The organism is Glutamicibacter sp. TV12E, assembly GCF_052441935.1.
GTDB lineage: Bacteria > Actinomycetota > Actinomycetes > Actinomycetales > Micrococcaceae > Glutamicibacter.
Genome location: NZ_JBQVVF010000001.1, coordinates 3,545,222 through 3,560,251, shown reverse-complemented (window position 1 = coordinate 3,560,251; position 15,030 = coordinate 3,545,222). Strand labels below are relative to the sequence as shown.

Sequence of the window (15,030 nt, the reverse complement as noted above, 5' to 3'; positions counted from 1 at the left end):
CCCATGAAAACACTAGATCTTCATCCGCAGCGCCAGGTCCCCAGCGTGGGCCCGTTGCTTGCTGCGACGCGAGCCGAAATCACGAAGTTCCGCGGCTCGCGTTCTCTCACCGGATTGTACGCAGCCGGCATCCTCGCCACGATTGCACTGGGCTGGCTGCTGGGTGCCAGCGCCAAGGCCAGCGGCGATAACGGCTTTGACACCGCGATGCCCGCGCCATTGCTGGTCTTTGCCACGCTGCAGTTCGTGCAGCTATTTTTTGCTGCGGCAGCGGCATTGCACATGACCGGCGAATACTCCAGTGGCACCATCACCAGCACCTTGCAGGCGGTGCCTCGCCGCGGAATCATGGTGGCCTCCAAGTCTCTGGTCCTGGGCGTACTCGGCATGGCCACCGGCCTGGTGCTGATACCGGTCGCCACGATTCCCGCTGCTTTGAGCGCCGGGCAGTACGGGCAATTTGCCTTCGCGGATCTGTTTTCGGCTTCCCTGGGGGCAGGAACCTATTTGGCCCTGCTGAATCTGATGGTGCTCGGGCTGGGACTGCTGTGCCGGAATTCGGCCGGAGCCCTTGTCTCGCTCATCGCGCTCGTGCTTGGCCTGCCGCAAATCCTTCAGCTGATACCCATGGACTGGATGCAGACGCTGATCCAGTACCTGCCGACCAATGCTGCAACATTCATGGCCACAGGTGCCACCGAACCTTATGGGCCAGCGATGGCGTTCGTGATTCTTGTAGCGTGGAGTGCTGCGCTGCTGGGTGCTGGCACTGCGGCCTTGAAAAAGCGCGACGCCTAGGCTCACACCGCTTGCACAGGAATTCTGGCCCACTACGGGGTTCGAATTTCGATATGGTTGTGGGTATGGGTAGCAAGAGCAATGCGATGCAACAAGGCCAGAGGCGGGTTCATCCTTTGGCCTTGTTGCATCTGGCGTTGCTCGTTGGCGCCGTATTTATTGGATTGCTCTCGATGCATGTCTTGATGGCTCCAACCACGCCATCGGCCGCACCGATGGGCTCATCCGGGCAGGGCATGATCGCTCATTCTTCGGCCCATGATTCCGATATGGTGCCAGCTGGCGGCGACGAAGGCCACGGGTGTGCGGACTGCCCGAGGGATCATGAAATGTCGGCTGCCGGATGCGTCCTCGCATTGCTGGCTTTGCTGCTGTTCTTGCGTCCGCCGGGAATTCTGTCACTTGCCAAGAAGCTGGAGGTGAGGCCGGAGGCTTTGACGCTTTGCCGCCCGCGGTTCCTGCCGTCCAGGCCGGATCTGACGGCCTTGGGGATCTGTCGAACGTGATGAGCTGGCAAGCGCCTTGTCGCTTGCCTGCACATTTTATGTGCCCCCTTGGAGCGGCACTTTAATCTTTCACGCAACACAGGAGAATTCCATGAAGCACAAGACCTTATGCGTTGGCGCCCTGGCGCTGAGCACCCTCATCGCGCTGACCTCATGCGCAGCAGATCAAGGACAGAATGCCCAGGCCACTTCCGAATCCCACGGATCGGAACATCAAATGCCATCACCGTCGGCGTCGGCTGCGGGTGAAGCCAACGCGGCGGACATGAGCTTCGCCAGCGGGATGAAAGCGCACCATGAACAGGCCTTGGAGATGTCCACGGACCTGCTGGGCAAAGAACAAATCCCGGGCGAGGTCAGGAAGCTGGCGGAACAGATCAAATCCGCGCAAACCCCGGAAATCGAGCTCATGGAGCGATGGCTTTCCGGATGGGGTATGCCAGAAGGCATGGATCACGGGCAGATGGATCACGGCGAGGGAATGATTTCGCAAGAGGACATCACGTCGTTGAAGGAGTCCACCGGTCCCAAGGCGGCAAAACTGTTCCTTGAGCAGATGATCGCGCATCATGAGGGCGCGGTCGAGATGGCCGAGACCGAGATTGCCGATGGCTCATACCCCGAGGCCATCGAATTGTCCAAGAGTATTGTTGAATCCCAGTCCCAGGAAATCCAGGAGATGAAGGACCTGTTGAGCACGCTCTAGCAAGAGCGCTGGATCATCGGAGAACGATTAAGGGTGTGGGGCGGGTTCCATCTCGAACCCGCCCCACACCCCTGAAATCTCGCTGTCGTCCCTAGCTCTTGGCCCGGAGCTGATCCCGGTCGCGCCATGCGCCGGTGCCCCACAGGGCCAGGGCGATGAGCACCGGCTGGAAGAAGAGCCGGGCTAGTCGCTTGCCGTCGGTGTCGAGTCCAAAGGCATCCCGGTGCTCAAGCAGCTGGGCAATGTTGCCAGGGAACACGGCAACGAAGAACAAGGCAACGACCCAGCCGACGTGCACACGCTTCTTGAGCAACGCCAGCAAGGAGACGCCAAGCCCCACCTCGGCCACCCCCGAGACGATGACCACCAGATCCGGATTCAGCGGAAGGCTCGGTGGAACCTGCGCCTGGAACTCTTCGCGGGCAAAGCTCAGATGGCTAATGCCGGCGTAGGCCAAGAACGCGCCCAGTGCCAGCCGGGCTGCGTGCCTCGGGTTGCTGAGCTGTCTAGTCATCGGAGACAGTGACGGTCACGTCGATGTTTCCGCGGGTGGCGTTGGAGTAGGGGCAGACGGCGTGGGCTGCATCGGCAAGCTCCTGTGCTGCCTCGTGGTCCATGCCCGGGATGACAACCTCAAGCTCAACCGAGAGCTTGTAGCCTTCGCCTTCGCGGTGCAGGCTGACTCGTCCGCCGACACTGGAATCCTCGACCTTGATTTTGCGGGCGCGGGCCACGGTGTTCAGCGCCGAGTGGAAGCAAGCCGAAAAGCCTGCGGCAAAGAGCTGCTCTGGATTGGTGCCGACGCCGCTGCCGCCCAATTCCTTCGGGGCAGTGAGGACCAGATCAAGACGTCCATCCGGGGTCTGGGCGCGGCCCTCGCGTCCCTGGCCGGTGGATAGTGCTTCTGCGGTGTACAAGGTTTCCATTGTTCTGCCTTTCATTGGGGTGGACGTTCTTCGGGAACCGCGGGGATTCAGCGGTCCGACAGGGGGAGGGTTTGCATCGTTTGGGTGATTCGATGCAGCGAATTCACGAGCGCTTTGGCGCTTTCGACGTCGGGAAGCCCCGTGCCGCAGGCGATTTGTTCTGGGATATGTGCCAGTTCATGGCGCAGCTTAGTCCCCGATGGGGTCAGCGCCACGTTGACGACCCGGCTGTCGGCTTCGCTGCGCTGCCGCTCGATGTAGTCTTTGCTTTCCAATCGCCGCAGCAGCGGAGAGAGCGTTCCGGAATCAAGTTGGAGCATATCGCCGATTTCCCGCACCGGCTTTGGTCCTTCATTCCACAGCACGACCAGCACCAGGTACTGGGTGTAGGTCAGCTGCCAGGGGGCCAAGAGCTCCGCATACGCCCTGTTGGTTGCCCGGCTTGCCGAGTACAGGGAGAAGCACACCATCTCATCAACTATCGCCATGAGATAATGATTGCACACAATTGAATTGTGCACAACTTAAAAATTCAAAAAAGTGTGCTGCTGCCATTTTTGCCTTGAATTCCTGCGGGGGAATGAGGGAAATTGCCTGTCGAAAATAGCCCAGGTCGAAGAACAGGCGAGGCGGAAACCTCCAAAAAGGTTTCCCCTCGCCGGTTCTGGTCAGGAATCTTCTGCAGAATCCTTGGCCGATTTATTGATCATCTCTTCGATCGCCCGCCGTTCCTTGCGCGTCGTGGGAATCTGGCCGGTGAAGGGGTGGACCACTGAAGCGCCGGGCCCCGCATCTGGCTGGGGGTTGCGGACCGTGGTTTCCGGTGCCTTGGAAGCCGCGCTTGCCTCCGGGGCAGCCGCAGCGGGCGCAGCGATCTTGGCGCTGGCGGTATCCATGGCCACGGCAAGATCTGCAGCGTCGGTGCCCTGTTGTGCCGAGTGCTTGCGGTTGGCACGGCGCAGGGCGCGCTTTTCCTTGCCCGACTCGACCAGGCGGTAGAGCACTGGAACCAGGACCAGGGTCAGCAGCGTAGAGGAAACCAAGCCGCCGATCACCACGACAGCCAGCGGCTGCGAGATGAATCCGGATTGGCCGGTCAGTCCCAGGCCCATTGGAATCAGCGCGAAAATGGTGGCCAGCGCAGTCATCAAAATCGGGCGCAAACGCTGGCGGGCACCGTGCATGATCGCGTCGTTCAAGCTCATCGCCGGACGCTCGGGTGTTGCCACGCGGTACTGGTTGATCAAATCGATGAGCACGATGGCGTTGGTGACGACAATGCCCACCAGCATCAGCATGCCAATCAGCGACGGCAGGCCCAGCGGGATGCCTGAGATCAGCAGCAACCCGATGGCGCCGGTGGCAGCAAATGGAATGGAAACCAGCAGAACCAGCGGCTGGATCAGCGACTTGAACGTCGCCACCATGATCACGTAGACGATGGCAATCGCTGCAAGAAGCGCCAGATACAGCTGGTTGAAGGATTCCGCCTGCTCGGTGGCCGCGCCGCCGACCTCTGCGCTGGCACCCTGGGGAAGCTCAACGGTGTCGAGGGTCTTGGCGACCTCCGCGGAAACCCTGCCCAGCATGTTTTCTTCGGGAGTCAGCGTCACCGTGGCAATGCGTTCGCCATTGGAGGTCGTGACCTGCTGGACCACGTTGGCGCGATCCACCTTGGCAAGATCCTGCAGCTCATGCACGCCGGTTGCCGTCGGGATCTTCAGCTCGCGCAGCTTCTGCAAGCTGTCCAGCTTCAGGCCCTCGCCGATCTGCACCGTGAGATCCGTGTAATCCAGGCGCAGCGTGCCAGCAGGGACAGGGGAGACCTGGCCCGCCACCATGGAAGCCAACTGCGACTCGGTCAGCCCGGCGGCAGCGGCCTGATCGGCATTAATGTCGATAGATACCTGTTCGCGTTCTGCCGAGAGGTTATCGGTGATGCCCGTGACGTGGGCGGTATCCTTCAATGCCTCACGCATCTTTTGCGTAGCCTCGCGCAGCAGTGCCTCGTCCGGAGCCTTGATTTGCACGGTGACATCGCTGGAAGCCATGGCTGAGGAATTGGAGCCAAAGGTGACGTTCATGTCTTCCGAGAGATTGAGCCCGTCCACCTGCTGGCGCACTGTAGTGGCCAGCGCTTCCTGGTCGGCATCGGGGTCGGTGATGGCCGTGAAGCTAGCGGTATCCGAGCCCGAAGCGAACATGGCAGCCATGCCGCTGGCGGTGCCCACCGTCATTTGCACATCTTCAACGCCATCGATCTCGCGCAGCTTCGATTCGATCTTTCCCGCTTCTGCCACCGTGGTGTCCAGGGCCGTGCCGGAAGGCATCTTCGCGGTCACGGTGATCGAGTTTTCACCGGTGGAGCCCAGCAGGTTGGTATTGAGCAAGGGCGTCATGGCGACGGTGCCGGCAAGAATGAGCACCGAGGCCAGCAGGGTGATCACCGGATGCTTCTGCGTAGACTTCAGCACCGGCAGGTACGCGCGCTGCATCCAGGACTTGTCCTCGGCGACGTGGACTGTGCGCGACTTATCGGTTCCCGGGCGATGCGGAAGGAACCAGTAGGCAAGGACCGGGACGATCGTGAGCGACACCAGCAGTGAGGCGAGCAGAGCAATGGTCATGGTCAAGGCAAACGGGCTGAACAGCTCGCCGGCCATGCCGCCGACCAGGGCAATGGGGAGGAAGACCGCAACGGTGGTCAGCGTGGCAGCGGTAATAGCCCCGGCAACTTCCCTGACGGCCAGCAAGATGGACTGCGCCTTGGACTCGCCGAAGGACAAGTGCCGCTTGATGTTCTCGATGACCACAATTGAGTCGTCAACTACTCGGCCGATGGAGATGGTCAGAGCACCGAGGGTCAGCATGTTCAGCGTGTAGCCGAAGACGTTCATGCCGATGAAGGTGGCCATCAGCGAGAGCGGAATCGAGATGGCGGTGACCAGCGTGGAACGTACCGAGAAGAGGAAGACCAGGATGATGATGACCGCAAAGCCCAAGCCGAGGGCGCCTTCGATCGCCAGGTGGCTGATCGAGTCCTCGATGAAGGGCGCCTGATCGAAAATCGTGGTCATGGTGGCCTTATGGCCCAATTCCGACTCAAGGTCGGCGACCATGGCCGCTACCGCATGGGAGATCGCGACAGTATCGCCATCCGGGGTCTTGGTTACCGAGATGGATAGCGTTTCCTCGCCATTGGTGCGAGTGACGCTGGTAGCCTCATCGGCCTTCACCGAGATGTCGGCAACGTCCTTGAGCAGCACCGGGCCGTTGTCGGTCACCAGGGGAATCTCCTTGATGGCGTCCAAGTTATCCGGGGTGGATCCGGCAATCACCGGAAGTTCCAACCCGTCCACGTCCATAGTGCCCACCGGGATGGGCGAGCCGGCATTTTCAACACCGTCCTTGAGATCGCCGACGTTCAGCCCTGCACGAGTCATCTCGCTGTTCTTGGGGATCACAGCGATGTGCTGGGAGGCGCCGCCGGAAACGGAGGCTTCGCGTACACCGTCAATTTTCTGGAGCTTGGGAAGGGCAATGCGCTCGACATCGTCATTGAGCGCGTCGAGGGACTCATCGGATGACACCGCGAGCATCAGGACCGGCAGATCGGCAATGGAGCCAGCCAAGGCGGTGGGCTCGACGTCGTCTGGCAATTGCTGTTTTGCGTTGGAGATGGCGCGCTCCACCTGTGAGCGGGCGCGGTCCATGTCGGTCCCGTATTCGAAGGTCAACGCGATGCGGGTGAAGCCGGCCTGCGAGGTAGCGCTGGATGATTCAAGCCCTTCAACCGCCTGCAGTGCTGTTTCCAGCGGCGCGGCGACCTGTTCATCGATGACCTCGGGACTGGCACCCATCTGGGTGGCCATGACCGAGATCTGGGGGAACTCCAAGGACGGGATGAGTTCCTGTTTCAGTGATCCCATGGAGATCACCCCGAACACAGCGGCGAAGATCGTAACCAGCGCAATGAGCGCCCGGTTTTTCAATGACAAGATGGCCAAGCGTTGCATGCGGGTGTAGTCCTAGCTAGGTCGCAGTACGGAAGAGGGCTTGGCATTAAGTCTATGTGGTTGCTGAAGTGCAACTGTCCGTTCTGAGCCCAAATGGGCAAAGATCATCCGAGAGGAGTAGTACCACTGCAAAACCCCTTGAACGCGACCGCGCTCAAGGGGTTTCAGCTATGTCAGAAGTGCGCAGCCAAGCAAATTATGCCCGGACGTTCCCTCCTGGTTCAGCGGCGAACTGGTCGATGGCGGCCAATTCTTCGGCCGAGAACTCGAGATTATCGACTGCGGCCAGCGAATCTTCCAACTGCTTCACACTAGAAGCGCCCACCAGTGCCGAGGTGACCGGAGTGCCGACCGGCTGGTCGCGCAGAAGCCATGAAATCGCCATTTGCGCCAAGGTCTGTCCACGCTGTGCCGCGATGCCGTTGAGCCCGCGGATGCGGTTCAGGATTGGCTCGGTAATGGCGGATTCGGATAGGAATCGCCCCTTGGTGGCGCGGGAGTTTTCCGGAATGCCGTTCAAGTACCGGTTGGTGAGCAAGCCCTGGGCCAGCGGTGAGAACGCGATTGACCCGGAGCCGGCCTGTTCCAGGGCCTGGAACAAATTGGGTTCACCGGCTTCGGTCCAACGGTTGAACATGGAGTAGCTAGGCTGGTGGATCAGTAGCGGGGTTCCCAGCTCCTTGAGGATTCGCGCAGCTTCAAGGGTCTGCTCGGGGGAGTACGAAGAAATGCCGGCGTAGAGGGCCTTCCCGGAACGTACCGCCTGGTCAAGCGCCCCCATGGTTTCTTCCATTGGGGTTTCCGGGTCGGGCCGGTGGCTGTAGAAGATGTCCACATATTCCAGTCCCATGCGCTCCAACGACTGGTCAAGACTGGAGAGCAAGTATTTGCGCGAACCGCCATCCCCGTAGGGGCCCGGCCACATGCGGTGCCCGGCCTTGCTGGAGATGACCAGCTCATCGCGGTAGGGCTTGAAATCCTGGGCAAGATGCCGCCCGAAATTTGTTTCGGCAGTGCCATCCGGGGGACCGTAGTTATTTGCAAGATCGAAGTGCGTGACACCGAGATCAAAGGCTCGGCGCAGGATTGCGTTTTGCTCGTCGAAGCGCTTGTCGTCACCGAAGTTGTGCCACAGGCCCAAAGAAATCACGGGAAGTTTCATACCGCTTCGTCCAACGCGGCGGTACGGCATGGATTCATAGCGGTTTTCCGCTGCGGAGTAAGACATGGATACCTTTCAGCAATGCGTTTGGCGTGTTTTGTGCCAAACAACATTTCCGAGAATACCGGTAATAAGTAACCTGCGACTCAGTCTTTCTGAACGAGTCGTGTCGAGTGAAACCCTGGGACGTGTATTGGTAAACCCCGTGACATTGCTGGCGGTTCCATCAGGATGTATCGGCAAAGCCCAGACTCGACTGAGCTAGGAGTGCTGCAAGGCCAATATTCAGTTCAGCACTGTTGCGCTCCTGCCATGACACGACAGTTCAAGCGCTGAGTAATTTCTTTCCATGCTCCGATAAATAGAAACAGGTCGAGGTGTTATTGGAATGCATATGAGCAACAATCAGGTAAAAGAAAAAAATTTCGCGAAGCAGAATGTGCTGGAAGGAAATAATGGATCGGAAAATAATTGAGAATCAGTTGGCTGATCCTCTTGTGCCATGATCGAAGTGTTCTTACTTTGAAACAGAATTTATTTATTCATTATTCCTCCAAAATGTCGGCGGTGAGACGTACGCTTAGTGCTACTTGAATGGGAGCAAGTTTACCCATCAAGATCATTCGCGATTTGTTCCAAGGAGGACGCGTTGTCTATTCACTTCAATCCACCGCCAGCATGGCGGCCATACCTTCCAAGTGACTTTAATCCCGATGTCGCGTGGATTCCTGAGCGATCGTGGGGCGCTCCGCCCGTGGGATGGCCATTATGGATAGATAGCGCTACTGGTGAAGTCGCCGAGCCCCCAATTGAGTATTCGCAGAATCCCTACCTGTTTATCTCCGTCATGCCTGATTGGGAAGCTGAAGAAGGCGCATCAACAGCGGCGAAACAATCCGGGCAAGAAGCTGGGACGGGCAGAAAACGACTCAGCCGTGGAAAGAAAATTGGACTAGGCGTTGCGAGCGGAATTTTCCTCGTAATAATCATCGCCGCGCTCAGTGGAGGTGGAGATGACGGAGGAATCGAACCTGTCTCCGGCTCCAGTGCCAGCCCATCGGAAGCTGTTGTGAGCGCGGAAAGCGCCGACGACCCTGTTGCAGCTTCTTCTTCAAATTCACAAGCCGATCAAAGCAGTATAGCTGCGGCAGAAGCAAGAGCAGAGGAAGAAAAATACGCCGCGAGTTCCGAGGCTGCAGCTGAAGAAAAAGCTCAAGCTGAAGCTGAAAAGAAAGCGGAAGCTGAAGCAAAGGAAAAAGCAGAGAAAGAAGCAAAGGCTAGAGAAAAGGCCGAAGCCGAAGCGGCAGCCAAAGCGGAAGAGGAAGCTGGCACCGTTAGCCAGCAGAATGCCTTGGGAAAAGCAACTGATTACCTGGATTACACCGCATTCTCAAAGTCGGGGCTTGTTGATCAGCTTGAATTTGAGGGGTTTTCTAAGAGCGATGCGACGTGGGCCGTGGAGCGACTAGACGTTGATTGGAATGAACAAGCTGCCATTAAGGCCGCAGATTATTTGGACTATTCATCGTTCTCAAAGTCAGGCCTGATTGACCAACTGATGTTTGAGGGCTTTACAAAAAAGCAAGCGACATACGGAGTCGGAACAACCGGTCTGTAGTAGGCAACGAACATTTCCCGATCAAGGGATGAACTTCATCTGTTGAATGCGTTGAACAACATTGTCTAGGGCCACGACTCTAGATTCTAATGTTCAGGGTCCCGCCCACCTGACGGTGGACGGGACCCTGAACGAATCTGAGACTAGTTCAATCCCAGGGACTTATCCGTAGCGGCCTTCACCTCGGCGTAGAGTGCCGGGTTTTCGTTCAGCTTCTGGCCGTAGGAAGGAATGACGTCCTTCAGCTTCGACTCCCAGCCCGCGAACTGCTTCGGGAAGCAGCGCGAGAGCAGGCCGATCATGATCGGGGTAGCAGTGGAGGCTCCCGGAGAAGCGCCGAGCAGACCGGAGATGGTGCCGTCCGAAGAGGTGATGACCTCGGTGCCGAACTGCAGCACGCCGCCCTTCTTGGCATCCTTCTTGATGACCTGTACGCGCTGGCCGGCAGTGATCAGTTCCCACTGGGAACCATCGGCGGCCGGGAAGTACTCGGTGAGTGCCTCGTCCTTCTTGGCGCGGGACTTGAGAACTTCCTTGATCAGGTAAGTGGTCAGGTCCAAGTTGTCCTTGCCAACAGCCAGCATCGGGATGATGTTGTGCGGACGCAGCGACAGCGGCAGGTCCAACTGGCCGGTGGACTTCAGGAAGTTCATGGAGAAGCCGGCGTATGGGCCGAACATCAAAGAACGCTTGCCATCAACAAATCGGGTGTCCAAGTGGGGCACCGACATTGGGGGAGCGCCCACTGACGCCTGGCCGTAGACCTTGGCGTTGTGCTGGTCGATGACCGACTCGTCGGTGCAACGCAGGAACTGGCCGGAGACTGGGAAGCCGCCGAAGCCCTTGATCTCGTCAATGCCGGACTTCTGCAGCAGTGGCAAGGCGCCGCCACCGGCGCCAACGAAGACGAACTTGGCTTTGACGTTCTTGACTGCGCCAGAGGCCTTGTCCTTCACGGTCAGTTCCCAACCGGCACCGGAGCGCTTGAGGTTCTGAACCTTGTGCCCGTAGTTCACCGAAGCGCCAGCGGCGCTCAGCGAGTTGGTCAGGTCGCTGGTCAGCCGGCCGAAGTCAACGTCGGTTCCTGCCGCAACGCGCGAGGCTGCTACGGTCTGCGAAGCATCGCGTCCCTGGGCAACCAGTGGAGCCCACTGGTTGATGGTGTCCAGCTCGGTGGTGAATTCCATGTCCGCGAAGAGCGCGTTGGGCTTCAAGGCCTCGTAGCGGGTCTTCAGGTACTTGGAGTGGTCTTCGCCGATGACGAAGGACATGTGCGGCAGTGCGTTGATGAAGCTGTTGTCAGCTGCGCGCTTGTTCTCCACGGCCCAGGAGAAGAACTGGCGGGAGATCTGGAACTGCTCGTTGATGCCAATGGCCTTGGCTGGATCAACTGAACCGTCCGCCGCGGCCGGTGCGTAGTTCAACTCGCACAGGGCCGAGTGGCCGGTTCCAGCGTTGTTCCAAGGGGAGGAGGATTCCTGCCCTGCCTGGTCCAGGTTCTCAAAGAGACCAATAGACCAAGTTGGTTCCAGCTGGTTGATCAGAGTGCCAAGGGTGGCACTCATGATGCCGGCACCGATTAGTACTACGTCAAAAGATTCGGTTGACGTTTCAGAAGGCACGAGGATCTCCATCGACAGTGATACTTTGCTCTATCCCAGAGTAGACCTAACCCCCCTAGGGTCAGAAATCCATAACTGGGTTAACGGTCATTAACTTGAGACGGACGGAGAATTCGTCATCTGGACGTCGGCGAAGCATTCGTTGAGCATCGGAGATGGCGGATAGAAGGTGACATTTCCGTTAAATGCCAGCGCAGAGATTGGAAATACCAGCGGCAGCAGGGGGAGGTCCTCGTCCAGCGTTTTCAAGATGCTCGCGTAGGCTGCGGTGCGTTCTTCGCCCGACGGGATTGATCGAGCGAGCATGATTTGTGAGTCAAGTAACGTGGACTTGTATCCGAACTCATTGCCCTTATTGGCCAAGATGCCCGAAAGGAAGTCGTCGGCTGACCGGTAGCCGCCAGAAAATCCGAGCAGGTGCAGCCCGTTGAACTCGCTTGACAGAACCGTTTTGGCATAGCCGTCGGTCCAGGCGATAGGACGGGGCTTGATCCGGATGCCCACCTGGGCAAGATCTTCAGCGATCTGCGCGAAGGTGCGTTCAGGCAGCGGCAAGTAGTTGCGCGAGACCCGCAGCGGATAGGCGAACTCGATTTCCTCGCCCTTGTAGCCGATCCCGGCCAGCAGCCCCTTGGCCAAGGCCACATCATGAGTTGCGGTGTCCTCCGGGTTCGGAATGCTCAGTGCTGGAGGCAGGATGGTCGCCGCATATTTGGAGCCCTGGATGAACAACTTGTCGGCCAGTGAGCTTCGGTTCACTGCGTGGGCTATTGCATGGCGGAATTCTGGCTTGGCCAGCCAATGGTTGCGCTGGTCCATCCCGAGATACAGCACGGAAAAAGGATCGCGCTGCACGACGACCTTGGCGCTTCTCACCAGGGTGCGCATGGTGTCCACCGAAACCATGTCAAAACCGTCGATCTCATCGGCCAGCAGGGCGCCTTCTCGATTGTAGGGAGAGGGAATCGAAGAGAGGAGAACGACTTCAGGATGCTGCTTGTTGTCGGTCAAGCGTGCCTGATTCCAATAATCGGCAAAAATCTCCAGCCGGACAACGTCTTTTTCGAGGGAAACGAATTTATAGGGACCGGTGCCCATGGGCTTGGCAGACAACGATTCTGCAGGGTTGTCCTTGGGTCCTCCGGTAAGAGCGCTCGGAGCGGCAATCGCCAAGCCCGGAAGCGTCAGGGCTTCAATCAGGCCCGGCAGCCGGCGCCGCAAGTTTAGGGTGACGACATACGTATCTGTTGCCTTGATAGATCTGAAGTGGCTTGCAGAACCACCATCGGATTTGCCTTTGAAAAGATCCGTGGTGAATTGCTTCTGCAGGTCAGCCAGTTCCTGGAGGCGCTGCTGCTCCACGGCGAGTTCTTCAGGTGTGGCGTTCTCTTTCTCCTTGGCCGGGATTTCAAGATCCTTGGCCTTGGGCAGCGTGGGAATGTTGTTGTCGTAGTGGAATACGCCGAAGAAACCCTGTGTTGACTGCTTGCTCAGTGATGCTGGGAGCGATTCCCACCGCTTGAAGTTCGCAACCACCGCATCGGCATTGAGTTCGGTGCCGTCATGAAAACGCACGCCTTGACGCAAGGTGAAGGTGTAGCTCAGGCCGTCATTGCTTTCGGTCCAGGATTCGGCCAATCCAGCGACAGCTCCGCCGGTATCCGGATCAATATCGATCAGCGTTTCATAGACCTGGCGGGTGATGCGGAAGGATTCGTTGTCCGCCACAATGGCCGGATCGAGCTTGATGGGGGGAGCAGCTGCTGCCAATCGCAGGGTGCGAGGAGCCGGCTTGGCGGACGCGCTAGACGTAGCGGTGCTTGAGGCCGTGCTCTCTGGGTTTCCAGTGCAAGCAGTTAATGCCAGCGCGGTTGTCGCTAATGTACCGGTCAGCACCGCGCGTCGAGATACGAAACTTAGTGGCAAATCGGGCACTGGGATGGCTCATCTTCCTTTTAGCAAGCAGTTGGCAATTCCACGCACCACCAGAACTGGTGGTGATGTATTGGTATTTATCAAAGATAGCGCACCAAAGCTTTGGCCCCGGGGGCTGAAACTCCCGGGGCCTGGAACTGTCGCCGAATCGTTAGCTGCGGTGCACTTGATTCTCGCCGGGCTCACCGGCCGACCATGCGGCCAACTGGCGTTGCAGCAGCTTGACCATGCGGGGGAAGAAAGCCGCCGTATTACCGCCATTGTGCGGAATAATCATCGCGTTGGGGCATTTCCACAGCGGATGCTCCTCGGGCAATGGCTCTGGGTCGAAAACATCGGAGGCGACATAGAGGCGTCCGGACGCGACTTCAGCCACAAGTGCCTGGGTGTCGACCACCGGGCCACGCGCGACGTTGACAATGGTGGCGCCATCGGGGAGCTGTGCCAGAAGCTGTGCATCCACCAAATGACGGGTGGAATCGTTCAACGGAACGATCAGGATCAGCACCTCGATCTTTGGCGCATGGGCAGCAAGGTCGCTGGCGGCGAGTATCTCGCCATGTTCATCTGTGCGAGCCCTGTAGCCAAAGCGCAGCAGATTGACCTCAAAAGGTTCCAGCCGCCTGCGGATCTCCTCGCCGATACCCCCGACGCCAACAAGGCCCACGGTCCGATCGGCCAGTCCTGGCCACTGCTGCGGATTCCAGCGCGCGTCGCGCTGATCGCGGGCGGCCTGCGGGAATCCGCGCAGCGAGGCGATCGCCAAGCCAATAGCCATCTCTGCTGTTGATGCCGCGTGGACACCTGCCGCGGTGTTGATATCTGCTCGATCGCCGATGAGTTCCACCATGCCGTCAAATCCAGTGGTCTGCGTCTGCACGATTTTCAGATTCGGCGCTTTGCGGACATTGCTCAAGGCCGCGGGGGGCGCCATATAAGGCATCACCGCGATCTCAATGTCTTCGAATGGCACCTGCGGGTCGGTCTGGAGGTCCCAAAGCACGGGTTTGAGGTTTTCGGGCAACGAACCGACGGCATCGATGAGTTCTTGGCTCGGGAAAGAAATGGTTCTCTGCGCGCTCATGGATTCACTCTACAAATGCCGCCAAGACTTGAGAAGTAACCCCTAGTCATATCCTGTAATGAAGGTCACCGTTCAGCAGAGCCCATTGAATTTGCGCTGGGGAATAAAGCTGGTAAAGTTTTATCTCGTTGCGAAAGCGCGGGGCCCAAAAAGCTTCTAGAACATCGCAGCGGGCGCCTCTAGCTCAATTGGCAGAGCAAATGACTCTTAATCATTAGGTTCCGGGTTCAAGTCCCGGGGGGCGCACCAACATATTTCTTGGTTAAGCCGATGAATGTGTTCAAAAAATAAATAAGCGCCTCTAGCTCAATTGGCAGAGCAAATGACTCTTAATCATTAGGTTCCGGGTTCAAGTCCCGGGGGGCGCACCAAAATCAAGGTTCGAATAGTTGCCACGCATGGCAGCGGTTCGGACCTTGTTTGCTTTTTTGAAGTGAACTTCTCCCATGCCCGCTGCCCTTGGGTTGGCGCTAGGGAGAATTAGGGAATCCGTGGCATCCAATTCAATGCAGTGGCTGCGTCGACGTGGCGCGCTATCCGCTAATCGTTCAACGGGCGCAAGGCTTGCGAATAATCCTGGTTGGCGCTCCGGCTTCAGGGCATTCTCCGCAGCCTGTTGGCCCACGGAAAAATTATTTGTGTCTTGGATTACTAATA

12 protein-coding genes and 2 tRNA genes are annotated in these 15,030 nt (G+C 58.3%); 6 read left to right on the top strand and 8 right to left on the bottom strand.

Annotated features, from left to right (window positions below):
• Window positions 1–3: 3 nt before the first annotated feature.
• The 3 genes from ACT7DV_RS16890 (at window position 4) to ACT7DV_RS16880 (ending at window position 2,010) form a co-directional block, all read left to right on the top strand.
• On the top strand, window positions 4–798 hold the full coding sequence (locus ACT7DV_RS16890; RefSeq protein ID WP_444664340.1) for a hypothetical protein: 795 nt from the start codon (window positions 4–6) through the stop codon (window positions 796–798).
• Window positions 799–863: 65 nt separating this feature from the next.
• Window positions 864–1,304 carry a hypothetical protein gene (locus ACT7DV_RS16885; RefSeq protein ID WP_444664338.1) on the top strand — a complete coding sequence of 147 codons (441 nt, stop codon included), beginning with the start codon at window positions 864–866 and terminating at the stop codon, window positions 1,302–1,304.
• A gap of 91 nt (window positions 1,305–1,395) precedes the next feature.
• Window positions 1,396–2,010, top strand: coding sequence for a DUF305 domain-containing protein (locus ACT7DV_RS16880; RefSeq protein ID WP_444664337.1), 615 nt, complete (start codon window positions 1,396–1,398; stop codon window positions 2,008–2,010).
• 91 nt (window positions 2,011–2,101) lie between these two features.
• Here the strand turns inward: ACT7DV_RS16880 and ACT7DV_RS16875 are convergent, their stop codons facing one another.
• The 5 genes from ACT7DV_RS16875 to mgrA form a co-directional block, all read right to left on the bottom strand.
• On the bottom strand, window positions 2,102–2,524 hold the full coding sequence (locus ACT7DV_RS16875; protein ID WP_444664335.1) for a DoxX family protein: 423 nt from the start codon (window positions 2,522–2,524) through the stop codon (window positions 2,102–2,104).
• Window positions 2,517–2,936 carry an organic hydroperoxide resistance protein gene (locus tag ACT7DV_RS16870; RefSeq protein ID WP_444664333.1) on the bottom strand — a complete coding sequence of 140 codons (420 nt, stop codon included), beginning with the start codon at window positions 2,934–2,936 and terminating at the stop codon, window positions 2,517–2,519. The genes ACT7DV_RS16875 and ACT7DV_RS16870 overlap by 8 nt, the downstream gene beginning before the upstream one ends.
• 47 nt (window positions 2,937–2,983) lie before the next feature.
• Window positions 2,984–3,424 (bottom strand): MarR family winged helix-turn-helix transcriptional regulator, encoded by a 441-nt coding sequence (locus ACT7DV_RS16865; protein ID WP_444664331.1) that lies wholly within the window; start codon window positions 3,422–3,424, stop codon window positions 2,984–2,986.
• Between the two features lie 180 nt (window positions 3,425–3,604).
• Window positions 3,605–6,952 carry an efflux RND transporter permease subunit gene (locus ACT7DV_RS16860; RefSeq protein ID WP_444664329.1) on the bottom strand — a complete coding sequence of 1,116 codons (3,348 nt, stop codon included), beginning with the start codon at window positions 6,950–6,952 and terminating at the stop codon, window positions 3,605–3,607.
• Between the two features lie 196 nt (window positions 6,953–7,148).
• Entirely contained in the window at window positions 7,149–8,180 is a 1,032-nt protein-coding gene (mgrA, locus tag ACT7DV_RS16855) for an L-glyceraldehyde 3-phosphate reductase (RefSeq protein WP_444664327.1), read from the bottom strand.
• Window positions 8,181–8,763: 583 nt separating this feature from the next.
• Here mgrA and ACT7DV_RS16850 point away from each other — a divergent pair.
• On the top strand, window positions 8,764–9,732 hold the full coding sequence (locus tag ACT7DV_RS16850; RefSeq protein ID WP_444664325.1) for an Ltp family lipoprotein: 969 nt from the start codon (window positions 8,764–8,766) through the stop codon (window positions 9,730–9,732).
• 143 nt (window positions 9,733–9,875) lie between these two features.
• On the opposite strand, the gene ACT7DV_RS16845 is transcribed toward ACT7DV_RS16850, so the two are convergent.
• The 3 genes from ACT7DV_RS16845 to ACT7DV_RS16835 form a co-directional block, all read right to left on the bottom strand.
• Window positions 9,876–11,366, bottom strand: coding sequence for a malate:quinone oxidoreductase (locus ACT7DV_RS16845; protein WP_444664324.1), 1,491 nt, complete (start codon window positions 11,364–11,366; stop codon window positions 9,876–9,878).
• Window positions 11,367–11,444: 78 nt separating this feature from the next.
• A complete protein-coding gene (locus ACT7DV_RS16840; protein ID WP_444664322.1) occupies window positions 11,445–13,289 on the bottom strand; it encodes an ABC transporter substrate-binding protein in 1,845 nt (614 codons plus the stop codon).
• A gap of 151 nt (window positions 13,290–13,440) precedes the next feature.
• Window positions 13,441–14,373, bottom strand: coding sequence for a 2-hydroxyacid dehydrogenase (locus tag ACT7DV_RS16835; RefSeq protein ID WP_444664320.1), 933 nt, complete (start codon window positions 14,371–14,373; stop codon window positions 13,441–13,443).
• A 173-nt stretch (window positions 14,374–14,546) separates the two neighbouring features.
• On the opposite strand from ACT7DV_RS16835, the gene ACT7DV_RS16830 reads away from it, so the two are divergent.
• Both ACT7DV_RS16830 and ACT7DV_RS16825 read left to right on the top strand, forming a co-directional pair.
• Window positions 14,547–14,622 (top strand) — tRNA-Lys (locus ACT7DV_RS16830).
• 46 nt (window positions 14,623–14,668) lie between these two features.
• Window positions 14,669–14,744: transfer RNA gene (locus ACT7DV_RS16825), tRNA-Lys, on the top strand.
• Window positions 14,745–15,030: the final 286 nt, after the last annotated feature.